This window comes from Chelatococcus sp. YT9, from assembly GCF_018398315.1.
Classification (GTDB): domain Bacteria; phylum Pseudomonadota; class Alphaproteobacteria; order Rhizobiales; family Beijerinckiaceae; genus Chelatococcus.
The window spans coordinates 1,097,106-1,119,818 of the sequence record NZ_JAHBRW010000001.1 but is presented as its reverse complement, the minus strand read 5'-3'; the positions used below and the strand labels follow the sequence as shown (position 1 = coordinate 1,119,818).

Here is a 22,713-nt window from a genome sequence, read left to right as displayed (position 1 = left end):
CGAGGAGCGGACAGCATGGGCATGTCTCTCGGAGCATCGGCGGGCGGTGGTGGCGGACGGCGCAGGCGTCGCCGCAAGCACGCGGCCATAGCCGATATCAACATGACGCCGTTCATCGACGTCATGCTCGTGTTGCTGATCATCTTCATGGTGGCGGCACCGTTATTGACCGCCGGCGTGCCACTGGATCTGCCGCAAACCTCGGCCAAGCCGATCAATGTCGACCAGAAACCGCTGACGGTGTCGATCAATGCCGAGGGCCGCGTCTATCTCAATGAGGACGAGGTGCAGCCCTCCGAAGTGGTGGCACGCCTGCAAGCGCAGGCCCCGGAGGGCATGGAGCAGCGCATTTACGTGCGCGGCGCCAAGAACGTGAATTACGGCCGCGTCGCCGAGGTCATGTCGCTGATCACGGCTGCTGGCTTCAAGAAAGTCGCCCTTATCACCGAACCGGACCAGCAAAGCTGATATCGTGACTGTGAAATCGGCCTTCCTCAGTTTTGTGAAGCGTGAACCCGGACTTGTGGCATCAAGCACCGGGCACGCGGCGATCCTTGTCGCCGGATTGGTCGCTTTCTCGGCGGCCACACCCTTCGCGGACCAGCAGGAGTCGGTCGCTGTCGAGCTGATATCCGCGAATGAGTTCGGCGCCATGATGCGGGGCGACAAGTCCGCCAAGGAGATCAAGCCGGATCCCAAGCCCCGCGCCGACAAGGTCGCTGACGTGGCGGAGGAGAAGCCCGTGCCTGGCGAGGCCGCGCGGGATGTTCCCGCGCCGCCGTCGCGGCCGCAGGTCTTGCCGGATCCGAACGTCGCCGAGACACCGCCGCCTCCGCAGCAGGCCAAGGTTGAGCCGAAGCCTGAGCCGCCCAAGGTCGAGCCGCCCAAACCGACGCCCAAGCCCGAGCCGGCAAAGGTCGAACCGCCGAAGCCGGAGCCGGTGAAGGAGGCTGAGCCGAAGCCTGAGCCGCCGAAACGGCCTGAGCCGCCGAAGCAGGCCGAGACAAAGCCGGAGCCGCCTAAGCCTGAACCAAAGAAGGTCGAGGCGCCCAAGCCAGAGCCGAAAAAGCCCGAACCCCAGAAGCCGGAGCCGAAAAAGCAGGACCTGGCCAAGCTCATCGAAAGCAGCGAGCCAAAGGCCAAGCCTCAGCCCTCCAAACCTGCCGAGCAGGAGAGCAGCAAGTTCAATCCGAGCGATATCCAGAAGCTCTTGCAGAGCAAGGAGAAGGCTCAGAACGCCGCCTCGACCGGCCGTGAGGTGAACCGCACGGCGTCGGCCGGCACGCGCACGGGGGCGGGCACGAGCAACACCAACTCGCCAAAGCTCTCGATGGCTCAGCGAGACGCGATCGGCCGGATCTTGAAAGAGCAGATAGAGCGCTGCTTCGCACCACCGCCGGGGTTTCAGCAGGCAAGCACGTTGGCCGTCATTCGTATGGAGTTGGGTGCGGACGGCTCTCTCTCAGCCGCACCTCGAGTTACCAGTTCGTCCTCGGATCCCGCTTTCCGCTCGTTCGCGGAGAGCTTGAGGCGGGCAGTTCTGCGCTGTGCGCCGTACCACATTCCCGCCCAATACGCTCCGTTCATGGAAGATTGGCGGATTCTGAACATCGAAGCTGACCCTCAGGACTTCTTAGGCTGATGCGCATTTCCTCCTTTCTCTCTCCGATGCCCGGACGAGGTGTCGCCATCGATACCGGCGTTGACGGTCGCAACATCCTTCAACGCACCATCAGCGATGCCGCGCCGCGCCTCCGACGCATGCTGCAGCGCGGCCGGAATGGGATGGCGCGCGGTGGGCTATTTGCCTGGCGGGGGGTTGCTATCGGCGCGGCGGCCTTCATTGCGTCGGCGGTGGTGCAGCCTGCCCGTGCCGAGATCACCATCACCTTGGATCGGGCGAACTTTCAGCCGCTGCCTGTAGCGATCACCGATTTTGCGGGTGACGGCGACCTCGGCGCGAAGATTGCCGGCGTGATTTCCGCGAACCTCAGGCGCTGTGGCTACTTCGTTCCCCTGGATCGCCAGAACATGCCTCCGAGCATGGCCGGTTTCGATGCCGTGCCGCAGTTTCAGCAATGGCAGGCTCTGAATGTTCAAGGTCTTGTGACGGGCCGCGTCACGCGCGAGGGCTCCGGACGCCTCAAGGTAGAGTTCCGTCTGTGGGATGTGCCCGCAGGCCAGCAGCTCACCGGCCAGCAGTATTTCACGGATCCCGCCAATTGGCGCCGCATCGCGCATATCATCTCGGACGCGGTGTTCACGCGGCTCACTGGGCTCAAGGGCATGTTCGACACGAAGATCGTCTTCGTCGACGAATCCGGCCCCAAGGAAAGCCGTCGCAAGCGTCTCGCGGTCATGGACCAGGATGGCGCCAACGTCCGTTTCCTGACGCGTGGCGAGGATCTCGTCGTGACGCCGCGCTTTTCGCCGACGAGTTCCGAAATTGCCTATATGGCCCAGCGCCGCGGATCCCAACCGCATATCCAGTTGCTCAATCTCGACACGAATCAGCGCGAGATGGTCGGCAACTTCCCTGACATGACCTCCAGCCCGCGCTTCTCGCCGGATGGAAGCAAGCTTCTGCTCAGCCTTCAGCAGGGCGGCAACGCCAACATCTACGTGATGGACCTGCGCTCGCGAACAACCACCCGGTTGACGTCGACCAATGCGATCGACACGAGTCCCTCCTTTTCGCCGGACGGGTCGCAGATCGTCTTCGAGTCGGACCGGGGCGGCCAGCCGCAGCTCTATGTCATGCCGGCGTCGGGCGGCGAAGCGCGCCGCATCTCGTTCGGCCAGGGCACATACGGCCAGCCGGTCTGGTCGCCACGCGGCGATTATATCGCCTTCACCCGCCAGAGCGGTGGCCGTTTCGGCATCGGCATCATGAAGCCGGATGGTTCCGGCGAACGTCTGCTCACGGAAGGCTTCCATAACGAAGGCCCGACATGGGCGCCAAACGGTCAGTTCTTGATGCTGTGGCGGGACGGTGGTGGCGCAAACGGGGGCCGGATCTTCATGGTCGACATCACCGGCCGTGTCGAAGTGCCGGTGCCGACTCCGTCGTTCGCGTCCGATCCAGCGTGGTCGTCCGTTCTGACGGAAATTCGCTGACGCGCGGTTCGCGGCCGCGAACCGGCTTCGCGCAGCGTCCGTTGCAGCCAGTCCTTCACAGGCCATTAACCCTATTTCGTCTTTTGGTTTTGAAACGAGCCAGCGGCTCCCCGCGTCAAGAACCCGTCAAGGTTGACGGATCATGAATTGTAACAAACCGAGCGGCTTATTCCTCCGGCGTTCTCCTGCCACATGTTTCAGGCAAGGGGCGCGCGGGAGGGGCGCCGCAGCACAAGTCTTCGTTCTGGAGTGATCCGATGCTGTCTCTCACCTCATCCCCGCGCAGCATGAAGCTGGCAGCGGTTTTTGTTGCAACGCTCGCTATGGCCGCCTGCGCCAAGGACGCCAATCAGGCGGGGCTTGGCGGAGCCGGTGGCGCTGGAGGCTATGGGGCGGGCGGTGCAAGCACTCCTGGCTCAACGCAGGACTTCGTCGTCAACGTCGGAGACCGCGTGTTCTTCGAGACTGATTCGAGCGACCTGACGCCGACCGCTATCGCCACGCTCAACAAGCAGGCCCAGTGGCTGCAGCAGTATCCGCGCTACACCTTTGTCGTCGAGGGTCATGCCGACGAGCGTGGCACGCGTGAATATAACTTCTCCCTCGGCGCTCGCCGTGCCCAGACGGTTCGCGACTACCTCGCCTCGCGCGGCATAGCGGCTTCGCGCATGCGCACGATCTCTTATGGCAAGGAGCGGCCGGTCGCGGTCTGTGACGACATTTCCTGCTGGTCCCAGAACCGCCGTGTCGTGACCGTCCTCGACGGCGCGGGCGCCTGATCGCTTGTTACCGCGTCGGCCTGCGGCGCCAAGCGGTCCGCAGGTGCCGTGGCCATCGCATGCACACTATGGTAGAAGCGCGCGAGCGCGGTATTCAGCGTAGTGTGCGTCGCGGCGTGGAATCCAGAGGCGACGTAAGCTTTTCGCGGATGTCACAGTGCCTCGACCGCGATGACGTGAATTGACGCCGCGGCATCAATGAGCACAGCTCGCTTTGAGGATTTTATCTTAAGGGCGCTTCATGATCAGAGTTCAGCGTTCGCTTTTGCTCCTGACGGTTTGCGGAATGGCACTTTCGGCCGGCGTCGAGGCACGGGCACAGGACGCTTCCGAAATGTTCGTCCGCCTGCAGCGGCTAGAGGGACAGGTCCGCGAACTCTCCGGCCGTGTGGAACAGCTCCAGTTTGAGAATCGCCGCCTGCAAGATCAGACGCGCAAGTTCCAGGAAGATGTGGACTTCCGCTTTCAGGAGATTGGCGGGAAGGGTGGCGGTAGCTCCGCGCAGCCGCGGCAGCCGCAGAAGCGCAGCGATGCCTTCGATCCGTCAACCCAGCCCGGGCAGCCCGGCGCGCCCCGACCCCTCGGCCAAGGCCAGTCGAACCTCGCCGCTGCGGATCCCGATGCGACAGGCGGCATTGCCATTATCGACGAAACTGGGCCTGGCGAGCGCCCGGACGCGCCTCTCGATCTGTCGAGTGTTGGCCGCAACGCCCCGCCACCGCCCCAGCGGGAGCGGATGAGCGTCGCCGCCACAACGACAGATGATCCACGCACGCAATATGAGACCGCAGTCTCCCTATTGCAGCGCAAGGATTATGAAAGCGCGGAAATGAGCCTTCGCCAGTTTCTGCAGTCTCACCCGCGCGATCGCCTTGTCCCCGATGCGACCTACCTCCTCGGAGAAAGCTATCTTTCCCGTGGCCGTTATCGCGAGGCCGCGGAACAATATCTCAAGGTCACGACTGAGTACGGCAAGAGCACCCGCGCCCCTGCCGGCATGGTGAAGCTGGCCGTCTCGCTGAATGCGCTTGGCGCCCGCGACCAGGCCTGCGCAACGCTCGCCGAGGTTGGCCGCAAATACCCTCAGGCAGATGCCAATGTCCGCCAGAACGTTGCGCGGGAGCGTGCACGCGTCAAATGTTCCTGATACGCCGGGCAAGGTGCTGAGCGGCAGCGTGCAGGCGTTTGCAGCCGCGCCGGACCGGGATAGCTCCGAGCTTGACGGCCCCTTGCCAGCTTTTCCTGACGACGAGGTCGCGGCGTTGCTCGCTCCGCTCCGCGGCGCAAAGGGCATTGTTCTCGCGGTATCTGGGGGCCCGGATTCCCTGGCTCTGCTGCTTCTGGCATGGCGTTGGCGATCTCTTGTCGCGGCTCCGCCGATGATCGTCGCCAGTGTCGACCACGCGCTCCGGCCGGGGAGTGCAGATGAGGTCGCGGTTGTTGCCGCCCAAAGCGCGCGTTTTGGCTTGGATCATCGCTCTCTCCGCTGGGAGGGCCCTAAGCCTGTGACCGGCATCCATGAGGCGGCGCGAGCCGAACGTTACCGCCTCCTGGAGAGGGCTGTCCGGGACGCCGGCGCGACTCATCTGGCAACGGCGCACCACGCGGATGACCAGGCAGAGACCGTTCTGTTGCGCCTTGCGCGGGGAAGCGGCATCGGTGGCCTCGGGGCGATGCGCTTCGCGAGCCCTCTGTCTCCGGGCGTCACCCTCGCACGGCCCCTGCTTGGCTTGCCCAAGGCGCGGCTCGTCACCCTTGTGAAGGCGGTGGGGCTCTCTGCGATCGACGATCCGTCCAATCGCGATCCTCGCTTCGCGCGGGCGATCCTGCGTGGGCAAGCCGCCGCGCGCGAGACGCTGGGCCTCACATCGTCACGCCTCGTCTCGCTGGCCCGCCGGGCGGCCCGTGCCGATGACGCCATCGAGCGGGCAACCGACGATGCGGCGCGTCGCTGCGAGCTGACCGATGCCGGCGCGGCGATGGCTGAAGTCCGGCTTTCTCCAGCGTTCTTCCTGGAGCCCGAGGAGGTGCAATTACGCCTTTTGCGGCGTGGCATCGCGCGGATGGCTGGGTCACTTGCCGATGGTCCCCACCTGCGCCTCGAGCGCCTTGAAGCGTTGACGGAGGCGCTTTCCGCGGCGCGTGCGCGGGGGGAGGCGCTTAAACGAACTCTTGGGGGGGCGGTGATAAGGCTATCGAGGAGCGGTCACATCCATATGAGCGGGGAAGGCCCACGTCGGCGAGGAAAGATACGGAATATTTGACTTTTTGACCGAGCATCTGAGACAATCGCCGGCTGTTTTCAGGCGCGCAAGCCAACTTCCTCGGGCTCTTCCCTTGGCAAGCATGGATGTGAGCCCTAGATTAGCGCGTACGGCGGCTTTCGCAGACAACAACGCCGCCACCGAGTGACGAGGAAGACCTAATCCGATGAACCCCAATTTCCGCAATTTCGCCCTGTGGGTCATCATATTCCTATTGGTGCTTGCGCTCGTCACGCTCTTCCAGAATCCGGGCTCGCGCGGAACCGCCAACGAGATCCCTTACTCGCAGCTCCTGAACGATGCTGATGCGGGGCGGATCACGAGCGTGGTGATTTCCGGCCAGGACATTACAGGCACCTATACGAACGGCGGATCCTTCCGCACCTTCGCGCCGAATGATCCCTCATTGGTGGGCAAGCTTTCCCAGAAGGGCGTGCAGATCACCGCCAAGCCGCCGTCGGATTCGACGCCTTGGTTCATCGCGCTTCTATTCAACTGGTTGCCATTGCTTGTTTTCATCGGCGCGTGGATCTTCCTGTCGCGTCAGATGCAGAGCGGCGCCGGCCGCGCCATGGGCTTCGGCAAGTCCAAGGCCAAGCTCCTGACGGAAGCGCATGGCCGCGTAACCTTCGAGGACGTCGCCGGCATCGACGAGGCCAAGGAAGACCTGCAGGAGATCGTGGAGTTCCTCCGCGATCCGCAGAAGTTCCAGCGGCTCGGCGGCCGTATTCCGCGCGGCGTGCTGCTCGTAGGCCCGCCCGGCACGGGTAAGACGCTCACGGCGCGTGCCGTCGCGGGCGAAGCCAACGTGCCGTTCTTCACGATCTCGGGCTCGGACTTCGTCGAGATGTTCGTGGGCGTCGGCGCGAGCCGCGTGCGCGACATGTTCGAGCAGGCCAAGAAGAACGCCCCCTGCATCATCTTCATCGATGAGATCGACGCGGTCGGCCGCCATCGCGGCGCCGGCCTCGGCGGCGGCAATGACGAGCGCGAGCAGACGCTGAACCAGCTCCTCGTCGAGATGGACGGCTTCGAGCAGAACGAAGGCATCATCATCATCGCCGCGACCAACCGTCCGGACGTGCTCGACCCCGCCTTGCTGCGCCCCGGCCGTTTCGATCGCCAGATCGTCATCCCGAACCCGGATGTCGCAGGCCGCGAGAAGATCCTGCGCGTCCACGTCCGCAAGGTTCCGCTGGCGCCCGACGTCGATCTCAAGACCATCGCGCGCGGCACGCCCGGCTTTTCCGGCGCCGACCTGATGAACCTCGTGAACGAAGGTGCACTTCTCGCGGCGAGGCGTGGAAAGCGCATCGTCACTCAGGCCGAGTTCGAGGATGCCAAGGACAAGGTGATGATGGGCGCCGAGCGCCGCTCCATGGCCATGACCCAGGAGGAGAAGGAACTCACCGCCTATCACGAGGCAGGCCATGCGATCGTCGGCCTCAACGTGCCGAGCCATGATCCGATCCACAAGGCGACTATCATTCCGCGCGGCCGCGCGCTCGGCATGGTGATGTCGCTACCGGAAAGTGATCGTCACTCCTATACGCGCGAATGGTGTGTCTCGCGCATCGCCATGACCTTCGGCGGCCGCGAGGCTGAGATCCTCAAGTTCGGCCCCAACAAGGTCACCAACGGAGCGAGCGGCGATATCCAGCAGGCCACCCGCCTCGCACGAGCGATGATCATGGAATGGGGCATGTCCGACAAGCTCGGTCGCGTCCGCTACCAGTCCAACGAGCAGGAGGTATTCCTCGGCCATTCGGTGGCGCAAAGCCAGAACATGTCCGATGAAACGGCGAAGCTCATCGACGCTGAGATCCGCAAATTGATAGAGGACGGCGAGAACGAGGCTCGGCGCATCCTCATCGAGAAGCGCGATGATTGGGAAACGCTGGCGCAGGCTCTTCTGGAGTATGAAACGCTGTCCGGTGAGGAGATCCGTGATCTCCTGAACGGCAAGCCGCCAACCCGAGACAGTGGCGAGCCGAAGACGCCGAGCCGTAGCTCAGCCGTGCCGACCACGGGTCGCAACAGGCCGCGTGGTGAGCCGGACACGGGGCTGGAGCCTCAGCCGCAGGTCTGACTGCTGGTCCAAAGAGCCTCTTCAAGCCTCCGCCGGTTTCATCCGGCGGAGGTTTTTGTTTGGGAGACACAGTCGTTGACGGCCGCCTTGAAAGATTCGCTCATATTTTTTGAACGAAGTTCGGTCACTGTCGGCGGACGGCGCTGCTATAAGCGTCAGAATCCGTACGGTTCTAGCGGTATGGGCTGGGGAGGTTGCGATGGCGCGCAAGGGACGTAAAACGCGCCTTGAGATGGAATCTCCCGCCGAGGACAAGCAGAAGGCTGCCGATATGAGACGCGCGTATTTCGGAACAGATGGCATTCGCGGCTTGGCCAATGCCGTTATCACGCCTGAGCTCGCCCTGAAGGTCGGGCAGGCGGCGGGACTTCTGTTCCAGCGCGGTGAGCATCGCCATCGTGTGGTGATCGGCAAGGATACGCGTCTGTCCGGCTATATGATCGAATATGCGCTGGTGGCAGGTTTCACCTCCGTCGGCATGGACGTGCTGCTGCTCGGTCCGATGCCGACGCCGGCCGTTGCGATGCTCACCCGCTCCATGCGCTGTGATCTCGGCGTCATGATCTCCGCCTCGCATAACCCTTACGAGGACAACGGCATCAAGCTGTTCGGTCCCGATGGCTACAAGCTGAGCGATGAGGTCGAGGAGGAAATCGAAGGGTTGATCGACGCTGATCTCCGCCTGCGCCTCTCAAAACCCGACAGTCTTGGCCGTGCGAAGCGTATCGAGAGCGTGCATGCGCGCTATATCGAATTTGCCAAGCGGACGTTGCCGCGACAGCTTGATCTCGACGGGCTGCGTATTGTGGTCGACTGCGCCAACGGTGCGGCCTACAAAGTGGCGCCCGAAGCCCTGTGGGAGCTTGGTGCGGATGTTATTTCCATCGGCGTCGAGCCCGACGGTTTCAACATCAACCGAGATGTGGGATCAACGGCACCGGCCGCGTTGATTGCCAAGGTCCGGGAAACGCGTGCGGACATCGGAATTGCGCTCGATGGTGATGCTGATCGAGTCATCATCGTCGACGAGAAGGGGCACCTCGTGGACGGCGACAGCCTGATGGCGGCCATCGCCACCTCCTGGAAGGAGGACGGGCGCCTGTCCCGGCCGGGGATCGTTGCGACGATCATGTCCAATCTGGGGCTTGAGCGTTATCTTCAGGGCATTGGCATTGATCTCGTCCGTACCGCGGTGGGTGATCGCTATGTACTCGAGCGTATGCGCCAGGATGGCTACAATCTCGGTGGCGAGCAATCCGGGCACATCATTATGCCGGACCATGCGACCACCGGCGACGGGCTCGTCGCGGCTCTTCAGCTTCTGGCCGTGGTCAAGGGACGCAACCGCCCGGTGAGCGAAATCTGCCAGTGCTTCGAGCGGTTGCCGCAAATTTTGAAGAATGTGCGCTACCGCAGAGATCAGGCCCTCTCCGAAGAGCTGGTCGGGCCGGTGGTTGACGCTGCACGTAAGAAGCTCGGCGCAGGCGGGCGCCTGGTCATACGGCCTTCAGGCACCGAGCCTCTCATCCGCGTGATGGGAGAGGGTGACGATCGTGCTCTCGTCGAGAGCGTCGTAGACGAGGTCGTTGAGGCTTTCACGCGGGCCGCTGCGGCAGCGTGATTCGACCGGTCCGGGCGCGCCGCGTAGGTTACGCGGACCCCCTTCTTTACCATTTTCGGTAGTTCTGGTGATGAACCGGACCCGTTGTACTCCGGGCCGGTTGTTTGCACGCCAACGGCGTGCCGGACCCAAGCGTTCTCGATTATGCCTCGCCGTCCGCAGGCTCTCGTAAAAATTTAAGTGAAATCAGGTTGTTAAGAAGAACGTGTTTCGCGACGCCTTGGCGGGATCGTGGATAAATCCGCTCGTCCTGTGCACCGATGAAAGGCGATAAGCTGAATACTCATTATGGTGAAGTATTAAGGTTAAGATCTGTTTAAGAGTTTTATGCGAGTGTCCCTTCATGTGCAGTGGGGAGCTCCACAATCGGACCCTTCCCTGACAAGAAGGAACTTCGTTCATGCGTGGCATGAAATCTCTCGTCCTGGCGGGCAGCTTTGTTGTGGGGAGCATGGGGGCTGGTCTCGCCGCGGATCTCTTGCCACCGCCACCCCCGCTAGCGCCTCCGGTGCCGCTCGACATGAGCGGATGGTATCTGCGCGGCGATATCGGTTTCAGCAACCAGCAGGTCGATAAGCTCGATAACGTGCTCTATCAGGGCACAACCGTCGTCAATATCAATAAAGACTTTGATGCTGCGCCTTTTGCTGGCGTCGGCGTCGGTTACAAGTTCAACAACTGGTTCCGCACCGATCTGACAACGGAATATCGTGCGAGAGCTAACTTCAAGGGGCTCGATATATACGAGGCTCCTTATCTTTCGACCGGCTATGCGACAGACCAATACTCCGGCGGCAAGACGGAGTGGACGACGCTGCTCAATGCTTATTTCGATCTCGGGACGTGGTCAGGCATCACGCCTTTCGTTGGCGCGGGCATCGGCGTCACACGCAACACGATCACGGGGTTCACGGATACCAACATCATCACGCAGGGACTTGCTTACGGGCGTGATAAGTCCAAATGGAATCTCGCCTGGGCACTCTACGCCGGCCTGGGCTATGAAGTGACGCCGAATTTCACTGTCGAACTTGCCTATCGCTACCTCAATCTGGGCGATGCCGAGTCAGGTGACCTGATCACCTATACGGGTTATAACTCGGTCTATAACCCGATGAAGTTCAAGGATTTGAGCTCGCACGACATCAAGATCGGCCTGCGCTGGATGCTGGGCGGTCCGAGCTACGCGGCTGTCGATGAGCCTCTGATGCGCAGCTATTAAGCGCGCTCTGCCGGCGGCGTTCCGCGGGACGGGACGCCGGCGCCTATGATCGCATGGAGCCTGTTTGCGTTGAGAGCTGAGGCAGCTTTCCACGCAACAGGCTCCATTCCTTTTTGGCCTGGTGTATCCAATGCGAAAGCTGTTCCTGATGGGTCGATTTCAGATTTAGAATTCCTGATGAGGATAGCGTTCTTCATTTGTCGTTTTGACGTATATGGATCTGAAATATTGGCAATCTTCTGATAATTCCGAAGATGATATTCTTATGAATAACACGTTGCATATAAGTTTTTCCTTTTCGATATTTTTATCGCATTTGCTTTAGTCGTTCGTTAAACATAAAAGTCAAGTATCCGCTGGCCGTAATGAGTCGTTGTGAGTTGGAGCGCGCGGCGACGACCGGAGGGGTGTCGCCGCGCTGCGTGAAACACGCTTCGAGGAAGACAGGACCATGCGGGCGGCATTCTTGGGGATGAATCTTTCGGCGCGTAACCGGCTGACCATGGTGTATCTGCTGGCTGGAAGCGCGCTCACATGCCAATTGACAGGGGCGCAGGCCGCGGATCTCGACTACTCCTCGTTGCGCGGCGCGATCATGGATGACAAGCCAGCCGATGCGGCGGACTGGAGTGGCGTCTATGTCGGTGCGCAGGCCGGTTATGCCAATACGAATGTCGACTTTGGCAGGGCAACTGGCGATCTCATCGCGCATGTGCTTCGGGATACGATCATCGAGGCCGAAGCCGCCGTCTCGGGATGGACGGCGCTCCCCGAGCGCGATGCGCGGCGGGGGATTTTCGGAGGCTTTCTGGGTTATAACAGCCAGTGGGATGACGTGGTCCTTGGTATTGAAGCCAACTACAATCACACCGCGCTCGATATAACGGCGCGGGATCAACTGCAGCGCAGTTATCTTGCTTCGGATCGATACAGTTATAACGTCGGTTTGGATACGCGATCTACCGTCAAACTGACGGATTACATGACCTTACGCGCGCGCGCCGGCTATGCCTTTGGCTCTATTATGCCCTATGCGATGATGGGCGTGGCAGTCGGCCGGGCCAGCATTGATCGGTCCGCGTCGGTGGCAGTGACAGCCTATGATTATTCCGGCATGGGAAGGCCTATGGCTAGTCTCGACCCCAATCCAACCACACTATCCGAGAAAAAGAACAACGAATTCGCTTATGGCATGGCGGCGGGGCTGGGCGTTGATATGCTTCTGACCGACGGCGTCTTCTTGCGTGGTGAGTATGAATACATCCGCTTCATGTCGTTCTCGAAGGCTCGCGCGGATATCAATGCCTTGCGCGGCGCGGTTGGCGTGAAATTCTAGATGCCGAGCAAGGCGTCCTTGGCGACGCAGGTGACACGGAGGAGCAGCCAAGCCCTGTGAGCCCCCCTGTCCTGGCCAGGTGCAGCCGGAGTCTCCCATCAACGCGACGGGCGGTTGGCAAAGGTGGGTCTGAAAGCTTCGTACCAATCGCCCGTTGACTGTCGGTCCCATCTCCCGTATCTCCATCCGCGGGACACCTTCCCCCAACGGAAGGCGCCCATCTGTAAGGATGGAATGACATGACAGAGACGCTGCCCGCCGTGCGCCCCGCGCGGCCTCATTTTTCGTCTGGCCCTTGCGCGAAGCGCCCCGGCTGGGATGCCGCCGCCCTCGATACGAGTTCGCTAGGCCGCTCACACCGCGCCAAGATTGGCAAAGCCAAGCTCAAGCAGGCGATCGATCTCACCCGTGAAATCTTGCAGGTGCCTGCCGACTACCGCATCGGCATCGTGCCTGCGTCGGATACAGGCGCGGTCGAGATGGCGCTGTGGTCGCTGCTCGGCGCCCGCCCGGTCGACATGCTCGCCTGGGAATCCTTTGGCGAAGGTTGGGTGACCGATGTGGTCAAGCAGCTCAAGCTCGCCGATGCCCGCATCATCAAGGCTGGGTACGGCGAACTGCCGGATCTGACGCAAGTCGATACCAAGACCCGCGACGTTGTCTTCACCTGGAACGGCACCACTTCCGGCGTGCGCGTCCCTAATGCGGACTGGATCGCCGCCGATCGGGAAGGTCTCACGATCTGCGACGCCACCTCGGCTGCCTTCGCCCAGCGCCTCGACTGGCCGAAGCTCGATGTTGTCACCTTCTCCTGGCAGAAGGTGCTCGGTGGCGAGGGCGCCCATGGCATCCTCATTCTCTCGCCGCGCGCCGTCGCCCGGCTTGAGAGCTACACGCCGGCCTGGCCGCTGCCGAAGATCTTCCGCATGACCAAGGGCGGCAAGATCGTGGAGGGCATCTTCCAGGGCGAGACCATCAACACCCCGTCGATGCTCTGCGTCGAGGACTATATCGACGCGTTGGAATGGGCGAAGTCGCTCGGTGGCCTTGATGCGCTGGTCGCGCGGGCTGATGCCAACGCCAAAGCGATTGCCGACTGGGTGGCGAAGACCCCGTGGGTCGCCAATCTCGCCAAAGTCGCCGAGACGCAGTCCAACACGTCGGTCTGCCTGTCGATCGTCGATGCCGATGTGGTCGCCAAGGGTCCGGAGGCTGTCGCCGCCGTCGCCAAGGGCCTCGCCGCCGCCCTCGACAAGCTTGATGTCGCCTATGACATCGGCGCTTATCGCGATGCCCCTCCCGGCCTCAGGATCTGGTGCGGCGCGACAGTCGACACCGCCGATGTGACGGCGTTGACCGAATGGCTCGACTGGGCCTTTGCCCAGGAAAAGGCCAAGCTCGCCTGAATCAGCTTCGCCTGAGGCGGCACGCGCGCCGCCAGAGACTCTCTTCCTTGTCCCCGGAAGAGAAGGGCGGGGGGACAGGATCCTCATGATCATCCCCCGTCCTTGCTGATGAACATTCTCAAGGCCGGCGCTGAACGCTTCGTCGTCGCGCTCGGGCCATCGACCCCACCCAAACCCCTCCGTAAGGGGAGGGGAGTAGAGAGGCCACATCATGCCTGCTCCCAAGGTTCTCATTTCCGACGCTCTGTCTCCCGCAGCCGTGCAGATCTTTCGGGATCGCGGCATCGAGGTCGATTTCCAGCCGGATCTCGGCAAGGACAAGGACAAGCTCGCCGCCATCATCGGCAACTACGATGGTCTCGCGATCCGCTCCGCCACCAAGGTCACGCCCAAGATCCTTGAAGAGGCGAAATCGCTGAAGGTCATCGGCCGCGCTGGCATCGGCGTCGACAACGTCGATATCCCGGCGGCGACCGCCAAGGGTATCATCGTGATGAACACGCCCTTCGGCAATTCGATCACGACCGCCGAGCACGCCATCGCCATGATGTTCGCGCTGGCCCGCGAGATCCCCGCCGCCGATGCTTCCACCCAGGCCGGCAAGTGGGAGAAGAACCGCTTCATGGGCGTCGAGATCACGGCCAAGACGCTCGGCATCATCGGTTGCGGCAACATCGGCTCCATCGTCGCCGAGCGCGCCATCGGCTTGAGGATGAAAGTCATCGCCTACGATCCCTTCCTCTCACCGGAGAGGGCGCTGGACCTCGGTGTCGAGAAGGTTGAGCTCGATGATCTTCTGGCCCGCGCGGATTTCATCACGCTGCATACGCCGCTGACGGAAAAGACGAAGAATGTTCTGTCTGCCGAGGCGCTGGCCAGGACGAAGAAAGGCGTGCGCATCATCAACTGCGCCCGCGGCGGTCTCGTCGACGAGGCGGCCCTGCGTGCGGCCCTCGACTCCGGCCATGTCGCAGGCGCTGCCTTCGACGTGTTCGTCGAGGAGCCCGCCAAGGAAAACCCGCTGTTTGGCCATCCGAACGTGGTCTGCACGCCGCATCTCGGCGCGGCAACGACAGAGGCGCAAGAGAATGTCGCGCTCCAGGTCGCCGAGCAGATGTCCGAGTACCTGCTGCGTGGCGCTATCTCCAATGCGGTGAACTTCCCGTCCATCACTGCCGAGGAAGCGCCGAAGCTGAAGCCCTTCATCGCGCTGGCTGAGAATCTTGGGTCCTTCGCGGGTCAGTTGACGGAAACGGGGATCAAGAGCGTCCACATCACGTATGAGGGCACGGTCGCCTCGCTGAAGATCAAGGCGCTCACCTCGGCGGCGGTCGCTGGCCTGCTGCGCCCGATGCTGGCGGATATCAATGTCGTCTCGGCGCCGAGCGTTGCCAAGGAGCGCGGCATCGTCATCGAAGAGACGACGCGCGAGGCCCAGGGCGAGCATGATGCGCTAATCACGCTGACGGTCGTCACGGAGAAGCAGGAGCGTTCCGTGGTCGGCACAGTCTTCGCTGACGGGGCGCCGCGCATCGTCGCGATCAAGGGCATCAAGGTGGATGCGGAGTTCGCGCCGTCGATGATCTATGTGACGAACGAGGACAAGCCCGGCTTCATCGGCCGTTTCGCGAGCGTGCTCGGCGATGCCGGTGTCAATATCGCGACTTTTGCGTTGGGCCGCGACCGGCAGGGTGGCTCGGCCATCGCGCTTGTCGAGGTGGACGGAGCCGTGCCTGACGACGTGCTCTCCAGCGTCCAGACCATCCCAGGCGTCAAGCAGGTCAAGCCGCTCACGTTCTGAGGCGGCTGCCGGCGACAGAGGCCTCGCGGCCCGACTTCCTTTCCATGCGCTATCAATGACGGCCTTACAGGGCCGTCATTTTTTTGCCCTGGCTGAGAGCCACGAGGGGTCACCAAGTCAGTCGCGCCGCATCGATCCCTCCCCTCAGGGGAGGCAATCCTCGTCGCGTGACTGAGCCGATGACACAGGGGCCGGGGCCACTCGGAAAGGCGCCACTCATGTCGATCGATCCTAACGCAGGCGTTCGGCAATGAGGATGCCGCCGATCACCAGCACCATGGCCGCCATCTGGTAGAGACCGAAGGCTTCGCCAAGAAGCACGATGGACAGGATGATGCCGAAGACGGGCATCAGATTGTTGAACAGACCGGCGCGGCTCGGACCGATGAGCTGCACGGAACGGATAAAGAAGATCTGCCCGAGGAGAGACGGAAAGATCCCGATATAAAGAAGGGTGAGCCAGCCGGTCGGTGTAGGCCAATAGGCCTTGCCTTGGGCGATCTCGATGGCGAGCAGCGGCAGGGAGGAGACGAACGCGGCCAAGGCCAGAGCCGCGAAATAGGCTGTGTCGGAGACCTTGGGCCGGCTGCGCAGATGCAAGGCGTAGGCCGCATAGAACGCACAGGCGATCAGCATGAAGAGATCGCCGCGATTAACAGAGAGGTTCAGCAGCGTCTCGAGGTTACCGTGGGATGCGGTCACCAGCACGCCGAGAATCGTCAGGACGAGGCCGGCGGCCTGGCCCAGATTGATCCGCTGGCCGAAGAACAGGATCGCGCCGAGGACCACGAAGACGGGTATCGCGCTCTGGATGATCGTCATGTTGACGGCGGTGGTCTCGTAGGCCGAGATGTAGAACAGGGCGTTGAACCCCGTGAAAGCCAATGTTCCCATGCCGGCGATGATCGGCCAGCGGGATTTCAACACGGGCAGATCGCGGATGATATCCTTCCGGCTGAAGCTGAGCAGCACGACGCAGACAATGGCCCAGCGCAGGCACACGATCGCCATGGGCGAGACCTGGTCGACAGCGAATTTGCTGGCGGTGACATTGCCCGCCCACATCAGCATCGTGAGGGGAAGCAGCACATAGGCTTGATTGAACAACCACTGTGTGGCGCGGCCGATCGGGGAGTTCGTATCAGGCATTGCTGCTCGACGCGCTTGTGGTCACGATCATGGGAAGAGGCACTCCTGCGCGCGATGTTCCCCGATGGTAGCTGATCCACGGAGAAGGGCTATTCGAGGCGCGACGATAGCCAATAGGGCAAGACCAGGGTTAGCAGGCCCGGCGCAAGGCAGACATGCATAAACACCGTCACAAGTTTCGTCCGGCGACGGGTAACGCGGGTTGTGAACTGCCAGGGGAGGGCGCGGCGACGCTGTGGCTTGACCTCGCGGGCCTAATCGTCGAAGAGAGGCTGTAAGGACCCCGGCCTTGCGCCGGGGTTTGTCATGTGAGGGGTCGGCTTTCGGCCGGCTTGAAGGATATGGCGAACGTCGTTGTAGTCGGTGCCCAGTGGGGCGATGAAGGTAAAGGCAAGATCGTTGACTGGTTGAGCGAACAGGCCGACGTGGTCGTTCGCTTCCAGGGCGGTCATAATGCCGGTCATACGCTTGTCATCGATGGCACGACCTACAAGCTTTCCCTCCTGCCGTCGGGCGTCGTGCGGCCCGGCAAGCTGGGCGTCATCGGCAATGGCGTTGTTCTCGACCCTCAGGCCCTGATCTCCGAGATCTCGCGCCTGAAGGAGCAGGGGCTCACGATCTCGCCGGAGAACCTCCGCGTTGCCGACAATGCTGCTCTGATCCTGTCGCTGCATCGCGAGCTTGATGCGCTGCGGGAAAACTCCAACAGCGGTACAAAGATCGGCACCACCCGCCGGGGCATTGGGCCGGCCTATGAAGACAAGGTCGGCCGCCGTGCGATTCGCGTGATGGATCTGGCGGATCTCGACACGCTCGAGGAAAAGATCGAGCGGCTTCTCGTCCATCACAATGCCTTGAGGCGGGGCTTCGGGCTGCCGGAGTTCAACGCAGGCGAGATCTTTGCCGAACTCAAGGATATCGCCTCCGAGATCGTTCCTTATATGGGCGTGACGTGGATGCTGCTCGATGAGCATCGCCGCGCTGGGAAGCGCATCCTGTTTGAGGGTGCGCAGGGCGCCCTGCTTGATGTCGACCACGGCACCTACCCCTTCGTCACATCCTCCCACACCGTGGCGGGCCAGGCGGCCGCCGGCTCAGGACTCGGCCCCAACGCCATCGGCTATGTGCTGGGCATCGCAAAGGCCTATACGACCCGTGTAGGCGGGGGCCCGTTCCCAACCGAGCAAGACAACGAGATCGGCGATATGCTCGGGACCCGCGGCCATGAGTTCGGCACCGTGACCGGCCGCAAACGTCGCTGCGGCTGGTTCGATGCTGTCCTCGTCCGGCAGACGGTGAAGACCTCAGGCATCGACGGCATTGCCTTGACCAAGCTCGACATCCTCGACGGCTTCAAGACAATCAATGTCTGCGTAGGCTACCGCCTCGACGGCAAAGAATACGATTATCTGCCCGCCGGGCAGGCGCAGCAGGCCCGCGTGGAGCCGATTTACGAGACAATCGAGGGATGGGAAGGCTCGACAGCGGGGGCCCGTTCCTGGGCCGATCTCCCCGCTCAGGCCATTAAGTATGTCAGACGTATCGAGGAATTGATCGGCGCGCCAGTTGCGCTTCTCTCGACCAGCCCCGAGCGTGATGACACGATCCTGGTGCATAACCCCTTCGAAGGTTGACGTGGCGACCGATTCGAGACATTCGACCTGAATGGCCGATTATTACACCCTGCTGCAGCGGGCAATTTCTGGTCTGCCGGAGAATACGCCCGAGACTCGCGGAGCCATCTACGAGCGAGCGCGTACCGTGCTCGTTCAGCAGTTGCGCAATGTCGAGCCGCCGCTTGCCGACGCGGATATCGATCGCGAATACGCCGCGCTCGATCTTGTCATTGCGCGAATCGAAGCGGAGGCTCGGCCGCGCGAAGAGCCCGCTTGGCCGCAGGACAACTGGCCCGATCAAGAGAACCTGCACGCCTTCGAGCAAGTGCCCCAGGCGTTTGACGAAGGCCACGCCTCAGCGAGCGAAGCTTCGCCGTCGCAGGATGAGCATCTTGAGCCGTACCCGGCTGGAACCCCGCAATCTGATCTCAGGTCTGCGGATGCAGATGGAAACGGATCGCCAGGCCGTGAGCGGCCGCGGCTGGCCCCGGTTCGCCCAAAGCGGGACTGGCGCAGCCACATGCGCACTTTCGTCGTCGCGGGCGTGCTTGCCGCAGTTGTTGCGGCGATAGCGGGCGTTGCGGTCGTGCTGCGCGACAGGCCCGTCGAAATTCCCCGCGAGGAAGAGCAGGCCGCGCCCCAAGAGCAAGGTGACGGCAAATTCACGGAGCGTCTGGGTGGCGAGGCTGCGCCGGCCGCACCGCCCGCGGCGCCGCCGGTCCAAACCGCCAGCCCGCAGCAGCCTCCCGCGCAGCAACAGGCACCTCAAGGGGGTGTTGCCGTCGCGCAGCGCGCGAGCCTCTATGAGGAATCGCCTGATAACCCTCAGGGGGCACCGTTGGTGCGGGCGGGGCGCACGACATGGCGGATCGACAGCATCAATCCCGGGCAGGGCGAGCCTCTCGAGAGTGTCGTTCACGCAGATGTCGAGGTCCCGGAAGCGGGCCTCTCGCTTGCGCTTGTGCTCCGACGCAACCGCGATACGACGCTGCCAGCGTCCCATACGGTCGAGCTCACGTTCCGCAACACATCCGGCGACCCGGCGCGCTCGGTCCGCGATGTCGGCGTGATGCAGCTGAAGGCGGACGAGGGCGGCCGCGGCACGCCGCTCGCCGGCCTGCCCGTGCCGGTCACTGAAAACATTTTCCTGATCGGGTTATCGAACCTCAGCGCGGATATGGAGCGCAACGCCTCTCTGCTGAAAAGCCAGGCATGGATCGACCTACCGCTTCGCTTCGCCAACGGGCGCCGCGCCGTGCTCGCGTTCGAGAAGGGTGTATCGGGCGATCAAGCCATCAACGAGGCCTTCCGCCTCTGGCAATAGCAGTTCGCCGGTCGGAGCCGACCCCGAGCTCAAAGGCCCCGCTATTCCAGCATCTGACTTTCAGCAAGGCCGGATATGAGACAAAAAAAATGGCCCCGGAAGGGGCCATTTTCGTCATACCGGCAATCAGCCAGGCTGCTTGTATCACATCGCGGGCAGGGCGGCCGGGCTAGCCATCTCGAGCTTGGCCAAACCTTTTTTCACCGCTTCCTGCACCTTCTCGAAGGCGCGGACTTCAATCTGCCGGACACGTTCACGCGAGACGCCGAACTCACCAGACAGATCTTCAAGGGTCACGGGCTCGTCCTGGAGGCGCCGGGCCTCGAAGATCCGCCGTTCGCGGTCGTTGAGGACGCCGAGCGCGTCGCGCAAAGCTGAAAGGCGGTTCCGCCCTTCCTCTTCGTTGGCCAGGATCGTCTCCTGGTCGGCGCTGTCGTCCACGAGCCAATCCTGCCACTCGCCTTCGCCTTCCTGCCGCAAGGGGGCATTCAACGACGTATCGCCGCTGAGACGACGATTCATGTCGATGACGTCCTGCTCGGAGACGCCGAGACGCGTGGCGATCGTCTTGACCTGGTCGGGGCGAAGATCCCCTTCCTCGTAAGCCGAAATGTGGCTCTTGGCCTTGCGCAGATTGAAGAACAGCTTCTTCTGATTGGCCGTGGTTCCCATTTTGACCAACGACCACGAGCGAAGGATGTACTCTTGAATCGCGGCCTTGATCCACCACATCGCATAGGTGGCCAAGCGGAAGCCTTTATCGGGCTCGAAGCGTTTAACGGCCTGCATAAGGCCAACGTTACCCTCCGAGACGACTTCCGAAATTGGCAGGCCGTAGCCACGATAGCCCATGGCGATCTTGGCTACGAGCCGCAAATGGGACGTGACAAGCTTATGGGCCGCTTCGCGATCATCCTGCTCGCGCCAACGTTTGGCGAGCATGAATTCCTCTTCCGGTTTCAGCATCGGAAACCGGCGGATCTCATCGAGATAGCGCGACAGGCCACCTTCGTTCAGCAGCGCGGGAAGAACCGTCGAAGCCATGAAAACCTCCTAACCAACCCCCTTTAAGGCAGGTTGTCTTAGAGCCGCCTATCTGGCCGGCTCCGTATTGTAGCATATAGGTCTCGACCTGAGCGGGCGAGGCACCTTTCTGCGTCTGGAGCATATTGCAGTGCGAAGGCACTGAATGCAGTGCGTTTCCGCACATGATCTACTGTTCGGGCCTTGCTCTCGGCAAAGCCGATACCAGTCGTGACAGATCACCCGGCGGCGCACTTTCAAAGCACATGAACTCGCCCGTTGCCGGATGGGCAAAGCCCAAGGTGCGCGCATGCAACGCCTGCCGTCCAAGCGCCTCGAGTGCGGAGCGGGCGGCAGGACTGAGCAGGCTCTCCTTCGTCTTGAAGCCCCGCCCATACAGCTGGTCGCCCAGCAGGGGATGGCCGATGTGGGCCATGTGAACGCGGATCTGGTGGGTTCGCCCTGTTTCAAGACGACAACGGACGAAGCTTCCTATGGGTTCCATGCCCCGCTCCGTATCGCCGCTGAAGATCCCATCAACCTCATAGTGGGTGATGGCGATCCGTCCGCGCCCCTCGCGGGTCACGGTCATCTTCTCCCGATTATGCATCGCGCGTTCAATCGGCTTGTCGATGGTCCCCTTCGCGGTCGGCAGGAGGCCCCAGACCACAGCTGTATAGACCCGTTCCAGCGGCCCCGTGCGGCCATGGTCGGCGAACTGCTGGGACAGCGCGGCATGCGCCTGATCAGTCTTGGCCACCACCATGACTCCGGACGTGTCCTTGTCCAGTCGATGCACGATGCCCGGACGCCGCACGCCGCCGATCCCCGAAAGGCTCTCACCGCAATGGGCAAGCAAGGCATTGACGAGCGTTCCGCTCGAGTGACCGGGCGCGGGATGCACGACCAAGCCTGCCGGCTTGTCGATGACAATGATGTGATTGTCCTCGTAGAGCACCGTGAGGGGGATCGACTCCGGTTCGGGCTCTGCCGGCGCAGCAGGCGGTATCACGAGGGTGACCTTCGCACCAGCAGTCACCTTGTGCTTCGGATCCTCCACGACTGCGCCATTGATGCGGACCTGCCCAGCCCGAACCAGTTGCTGCAAGCGAGACCGGGAGAGATCAGCGAAAGCCGACGCGAGAAATCGATCCAGGCGGTCGCCGGCGAGGTTGTCCGCTACGGTAACGGTCTGCACCTGAGTGGACGCGGTCTGAGCTAGGTCGGAGGAAGCGTGCATCGGGAAGGCATGCATCAGTCCCGCCAACGGGGCAAGCACCATCCAGCAGGGCAAGGCCTCACCAAGCCGGCATCGCTACAGAGGCCCCATGAGCGAAGTGAACCCAATCCCCATCGCAGTTCCGCCGTGACGGATAGTCACTGCAACGCCTTGAAGCAGCGGCTGCGCCATCGTTACGGTGGAACGTTCTTGCGCTCCGGCGTATGATGCGCGCCGGGCACAGCAGGCGCCTTGACAGCTAATCACTGTCTGAGGCTCTTGGTCCAAAGGATACCACGCGGTCCCGGTGGGATTCGTTGTCGTGAGAGAATTTCGGACCAGCATGGACACGCAATCGACGTGTTGCAGGGGTGATCATATGGGCGCTGGTGCAGCACCTCGGCGAGGACAGACGCGGAGGCGCGGGTGAACGACGTGCGGTTGCCGCCCTCGATTGTGTCGCTGCAAGGTGGAGGAACTCCTCCGCCGAGGGCTGAGAACTCCGATAAGCCGTCGGTGGCTGGACTGTTCGAAGGCAATGAGCTGGATGTCCTCGCGGCCGAATTGTCGCGGCTGCGGGAAGAGCATCGTGATCTCGACATGGCGATCGGCGCCTTGGAGCATGTGGGTCCCGCCGACCAGTTACAGATCCAGCGGCTGAAGAAGCGGAAACTCGTCTTGAAAGACCGCATTTCCTTCATCGAGGACCAGTTGACCCCGGACATCATCGCGTGAGGGCGGGGGCTT

18 protein-coding genes are annotated in these 22,713 nt (G+C 62.3%); 15 read left to right on the top strand and 3 right to left on the bottom strand.

The window, feature by feature from the left end; all coding sequences use genetic code 11:
• Window positions 1-15: 15 nt before the first annotated feature.
• The 12 genes from tolR to serA all read left to right on the top strand — a co-directional run bounded on the left by tolR (window position 16) and on the right by serA (window position 15,635).
• Window positions 16-468, top strand: a complete 453-nt coding sequence (tolR, locus tag KIO76_RS05100; protein ID WP_213321769.1) for a protein TolR — start codon at window positions 16-18, stop codon at window positions 466-468.
• A gap of 4 nt (window positions 469-472) precedes the next feature.
• Window positions 473-1,642, top strand: coding sequence for a cell envelope integrity protein TolA (tolA, locus tag KIO76_RS05095; RefSeq protein WP_213321768.1), 1,170 nt, complete (start codon window positions 473-475; stop codon window positions 1,640-1,642).
• A 143-nt stretch (window positions 1,643-1,785) separates the two neighbouring features.
• Complete coding sequence (gene tolB / locus KIO76_RS05090; RefSeq protein WP_213325034.1) at window positions 1,786-3,117, top strand: Tol-Pal system beta propeller repeat protein TolB; 1,332 nt, start codon at window positions 1,786-1,788, stop codon at window positions 3,115-3,117.
• Between the two features lie 257 nt (window positions 3,118-3,374).
• Window positions 3,375-3,896, top strand: coding sequence for a peptidoglycan-associated lipoprotein Pal (pal, locus tag KIO76_RS05085; RefSeq protein WP_213321767.1), 522 nt, complete (start codon window positions 3,375-3,377; stop codon window positions 3,894-3,896).
• Window positions 3,897-4,137: 241 nt separating this feature from the next.
• Entirely contained in the window at window positions 4,138-5,043 is a 906-nt protein-coding gene (gene ybgF, locus KIO76_RS05080; protein ID WP_213321766.1) for a tol-pal system protein YbgF, read from the top strand.
• Complete coding sequence (gene tilS, locus KIO76_RS05075) at window positions 4,994-6,160, top strand: tRNA lysidine(34) synthetase TilS (RefSeq protein WP_213321765.1); 1,167 nt, start codon at window positions 4,994-4,996, stop codon at window positions 6,158-6,160. The genes ybgF and tilS overlap by 50 nt, the downstream gene beginning before the upstream one ends.
• A 166-nt stretch (window positions 6,161-6,326) precedes the next feature.
• Complete coding sequence (ftsH, locus tag KIO76_RS05070) at window positions 6,327-8,249, top strand: ATP-dependent zinc metalloprotease FtsH (protein WP_213321764.1); 1,923 nt, start codon at window positions 6,327-6,329, stop codon at window positions 8,247-8,249.
• Window positions 8,250-8,520: 271 nt separating this feature from the next.
• Window positions 8,521-9,870, top strand: coding sequence for a phosphoglucosamine mutase (glmM, locus tag KIO76_RS05065; RefSeq protein ID WP_213325033.1), 1,350 nt, complete (start codon window positions 8,521-8,523; stop codon window positions 9,868-9,870).
• A 400-nt stretch (window positions 9,871-10,270) separates the two neighbouring features.
• On the top strand, window positions 10,271-11,092 hold the full coding sequence (locus tag KIO76_RS05060) for an outer membrane protein (RefSeq protein ID WP_213321763.1): 822 nt from the start codon (window positions 10,271-10,273) through the stop codon (window positions 11,090-11,092).
• 451 nt (window positions 11,093-11,543) lie between these two features.
• A complete protein-coding gene (locus KIO76_RS05055) occupies window positions 11,544-12,428 on the top strand; it encodes an outer membrane protein (protein ID WP_213321762.1) in 885 nt (294 codons plus the stop codon).
• Window positions 12,429-12,667: 239 nt separating this feature from the next.
• Window positions 12,668-13,834 (top strand): phosphoserine transaminase, encoded by a 1,167-nt coding sequence (locus KIO76_RS05050; RefSeq protein ID WP_213321761.1) that lies wholly within the window; start codon window positions 12,668-12,670, stop codon window positions 13,832-13,834.
• Window positions 13,835-14,045: 211 nt separating this feature from the next.
• A complete protein-coding gene (serA, locus tag KIO76_RS05045) occupies window positions 14,046-15,635 on the top strand; it encodes a phosphoglycerate dehydrogenase (RefSeq protein ID WP_213321760.1) in 1,590 nt (529 codons plus the stop codon).
• A 231-nt stretch (window positions 15,636-15,866) separates the two neighbouring features.
• Here the strand turns inward: serA and KIO76_RS05040 are convergent, their stop codons facing one another.
• Window positions 15,867-16,784, bottom strand: coding sequence for a DMT family transporter (locus tag KIO76_RS05040; RefSeq protein WP_213321759.1), 918 nt, complete (start codon window positions 16,782-16,784; stop codon window positions 15,867-15,869).
• Between the two features lie 341 nt (window positions 16,785-17,125).
• Here KIO76_RS05040 and KIO76_RS05035 point away from each other — a divergent pair, with 341 nt between their 5' ends.
• On the top strand, window positions 17,126-18,418 hold the full coding sequence (locus KIO76_RS05035) for an adenylosuccinate synthase (RefSeq protein ID WP_213321758.1): 1,293 nt from the start codon (window positions 17,126-17,128) through the stop codon (window positions 18,416-18,418).
• A 31-nt stretch (window positions 18,419-18,449) separates the two neighbouring features.
• On the top strand, window positions 18,450-19,724 hold the full coding sequence (locus KIO76_RS05030) for a histidine kinase (RefSeq protein WP_213321757.1): 1,275 nt from the start codon (window positions 18,450-18,452) through the stop codon (window positions 19,722-19,724).
• Window positions 19,725-19,868: 144 nt separating this feature from the next.
• Here KIO76_RS05030 and rpoH read toward each other — a convergent pair whose 3' ends face one another.
• Both rpoH and KIO76_RS05020 read right to left on the bottom strand, forming a co-directional pair.
• Window positions 19,869-20,768 carry an RNA polymerase sigma factor RpoH gene (rpoH, locus tag KIO76_RS05025; RefSeq protein WP_213321756.1) on the bottom strand — a complete coding sequence of 300 codons (900 nt, stop codon included), beginning with the start codon at window positions 20,766-20,768 and terminating at the stop codon, window positions 19,869-19,871.
• A gap of 169 nt (window positions 20,769-20,937) precedes the next feature.
• Window positions 20,938-21,987, bottom strand: coding sequence for an RluA family pseudouridine synthase (locus tag KIO76_RS05020; protein ID WP_213325032.1), 1,050 nt, complete (start codon window positions 21,985-21,987; stop codon window positions 20,938-20,940).
• Window positions 21,988-22,482: 495 nt separating this feature from the next.
• On the opposite strand from KIO76_RS05020, the gene KIO76_RS05015 reads away from it, so the two are divergent.
• The gene (locus KIO76_RS05015; protein WP_291975789.1) at window positions 22,483-22,701 is read left to right on the top strand and encodes a YdcH family protein; all 219 of its coding nucleotides are present in this window, start codon (window positions 22,483-22,485) and stop codon (window positions 22,699-22,701) included.
• The last annotated feature ends 12 nt before the right edge of the window (window positions 22,702-22,713 follow it).

Bases quoted from the DNA above. Each gene is read 5' to 3' on its own strand.
- tolR (WP_213321769.1), top strand. From the start codon at position 16: ATGGGCATGTCTCTCGGAGCATCGGCGGGCGGTGGTGGCGGACGGCGC.
- tolB (WP_213325034.1), top strand. From the start codon at position 1,786: ATGGCGCGCGGTGGGCTATTTGCCTGGCGGGGGGTTGCTATCGGCGCG.
- pal (WP_213321767.1), top strand. From the start codon at position 3,375: ATGCTGTCTCTCACCTCATCCCCGCGCAGCATGAAGCTGGCAGCGGTT.
- ybgF (WP_213321766.1), top strand. From the start codon at position 4,138: ATGATCAGAGTTCAGCGTTCGCTTTTGCTCCTGACGGTTTGCGGAATG.
- tilS (WP_213321765.1), top strand. From the start codon at position 4,994: ATGTCCGCCAGAACGTTGCGCGGGAGCGTGCACGCGTCAAATGTTCCT.
- ftsH (WP_213321764.1), top strand. From the start codon at position 6,327: ATGAACCCCAATTTCCGCAATTTCGCCCTGTGGGTCATCATATTCCTA.
- glmM (WP_213325033.1), top strand. From the start codon at position 8,521: ATGAGACGCGCGTATTTCGGAACAGATGGCATTCGCGGCTTGGCCAAT.
- KIO76_RS05060 (WP_213321763.1), top strand. From the start codon at position 10,271: ATGCGTGGCATGAAATCTCTCGTCCTGGCGGGCAGCTTTGTTGTGGGG.
- KIO76_RS05055 (WP_213321762.1), top strand. From the start codon at position 11,544: ATGCGGGCGGCATTCTTGGGGATGAATCTTTCGGCGCGTAACCGGCTG.
- KIO76_RS05050 (WP_213321761.1), top strand. From the start codon at position 12,668: ATGACAGAGACGCTGCCCGCCGTGCGCCCCGCGCGGCCTCATTTTTCG.
- serA (WP_213321760.1), top strand. From the start codon at position 14,046: ATGCCTGCTCCCAAGGTTCTCATTTCCGACGCTCTGTCTCCCGCAGCC.
- KIO76_RS05040 (WP_213321759.1), bottom strand. From the start codon at position 16,784: ATGCCTGATACGAACTCCCCGATCGGCCGCGCCACACAGTGGTTGTTC.
- KIO76_RS05035 (WP_213321758.1), top strand. From the start codon at position 17,126: ATGGCGAACGTCGTTGTAGTCGGTGCCCAGTGGGGCGATGAAGGTAAA.
- KIO76_RS05030 (WP_213321757.1), top strand. From the start codon at position 18,450: ATGGCCGATTATTACACCCTGCTGCAGCGGGCAATTTCTGGTCTGCCG.
- rpoH (WP_213321756.1), bottom strand. From the start codon at position 20,768: ATGGCTTCGACGGTTCTTCCCGCGCTGCTGAACGAAGGTGGCCTGTCG.
- KIO76_RS05020 (WP_213325032.1), bottom strand. From the start codon at position 21,987: ATGCACGCTTCCTCCGACCTAGCTCAGACCGCGTCCACTCAGGTGCAG.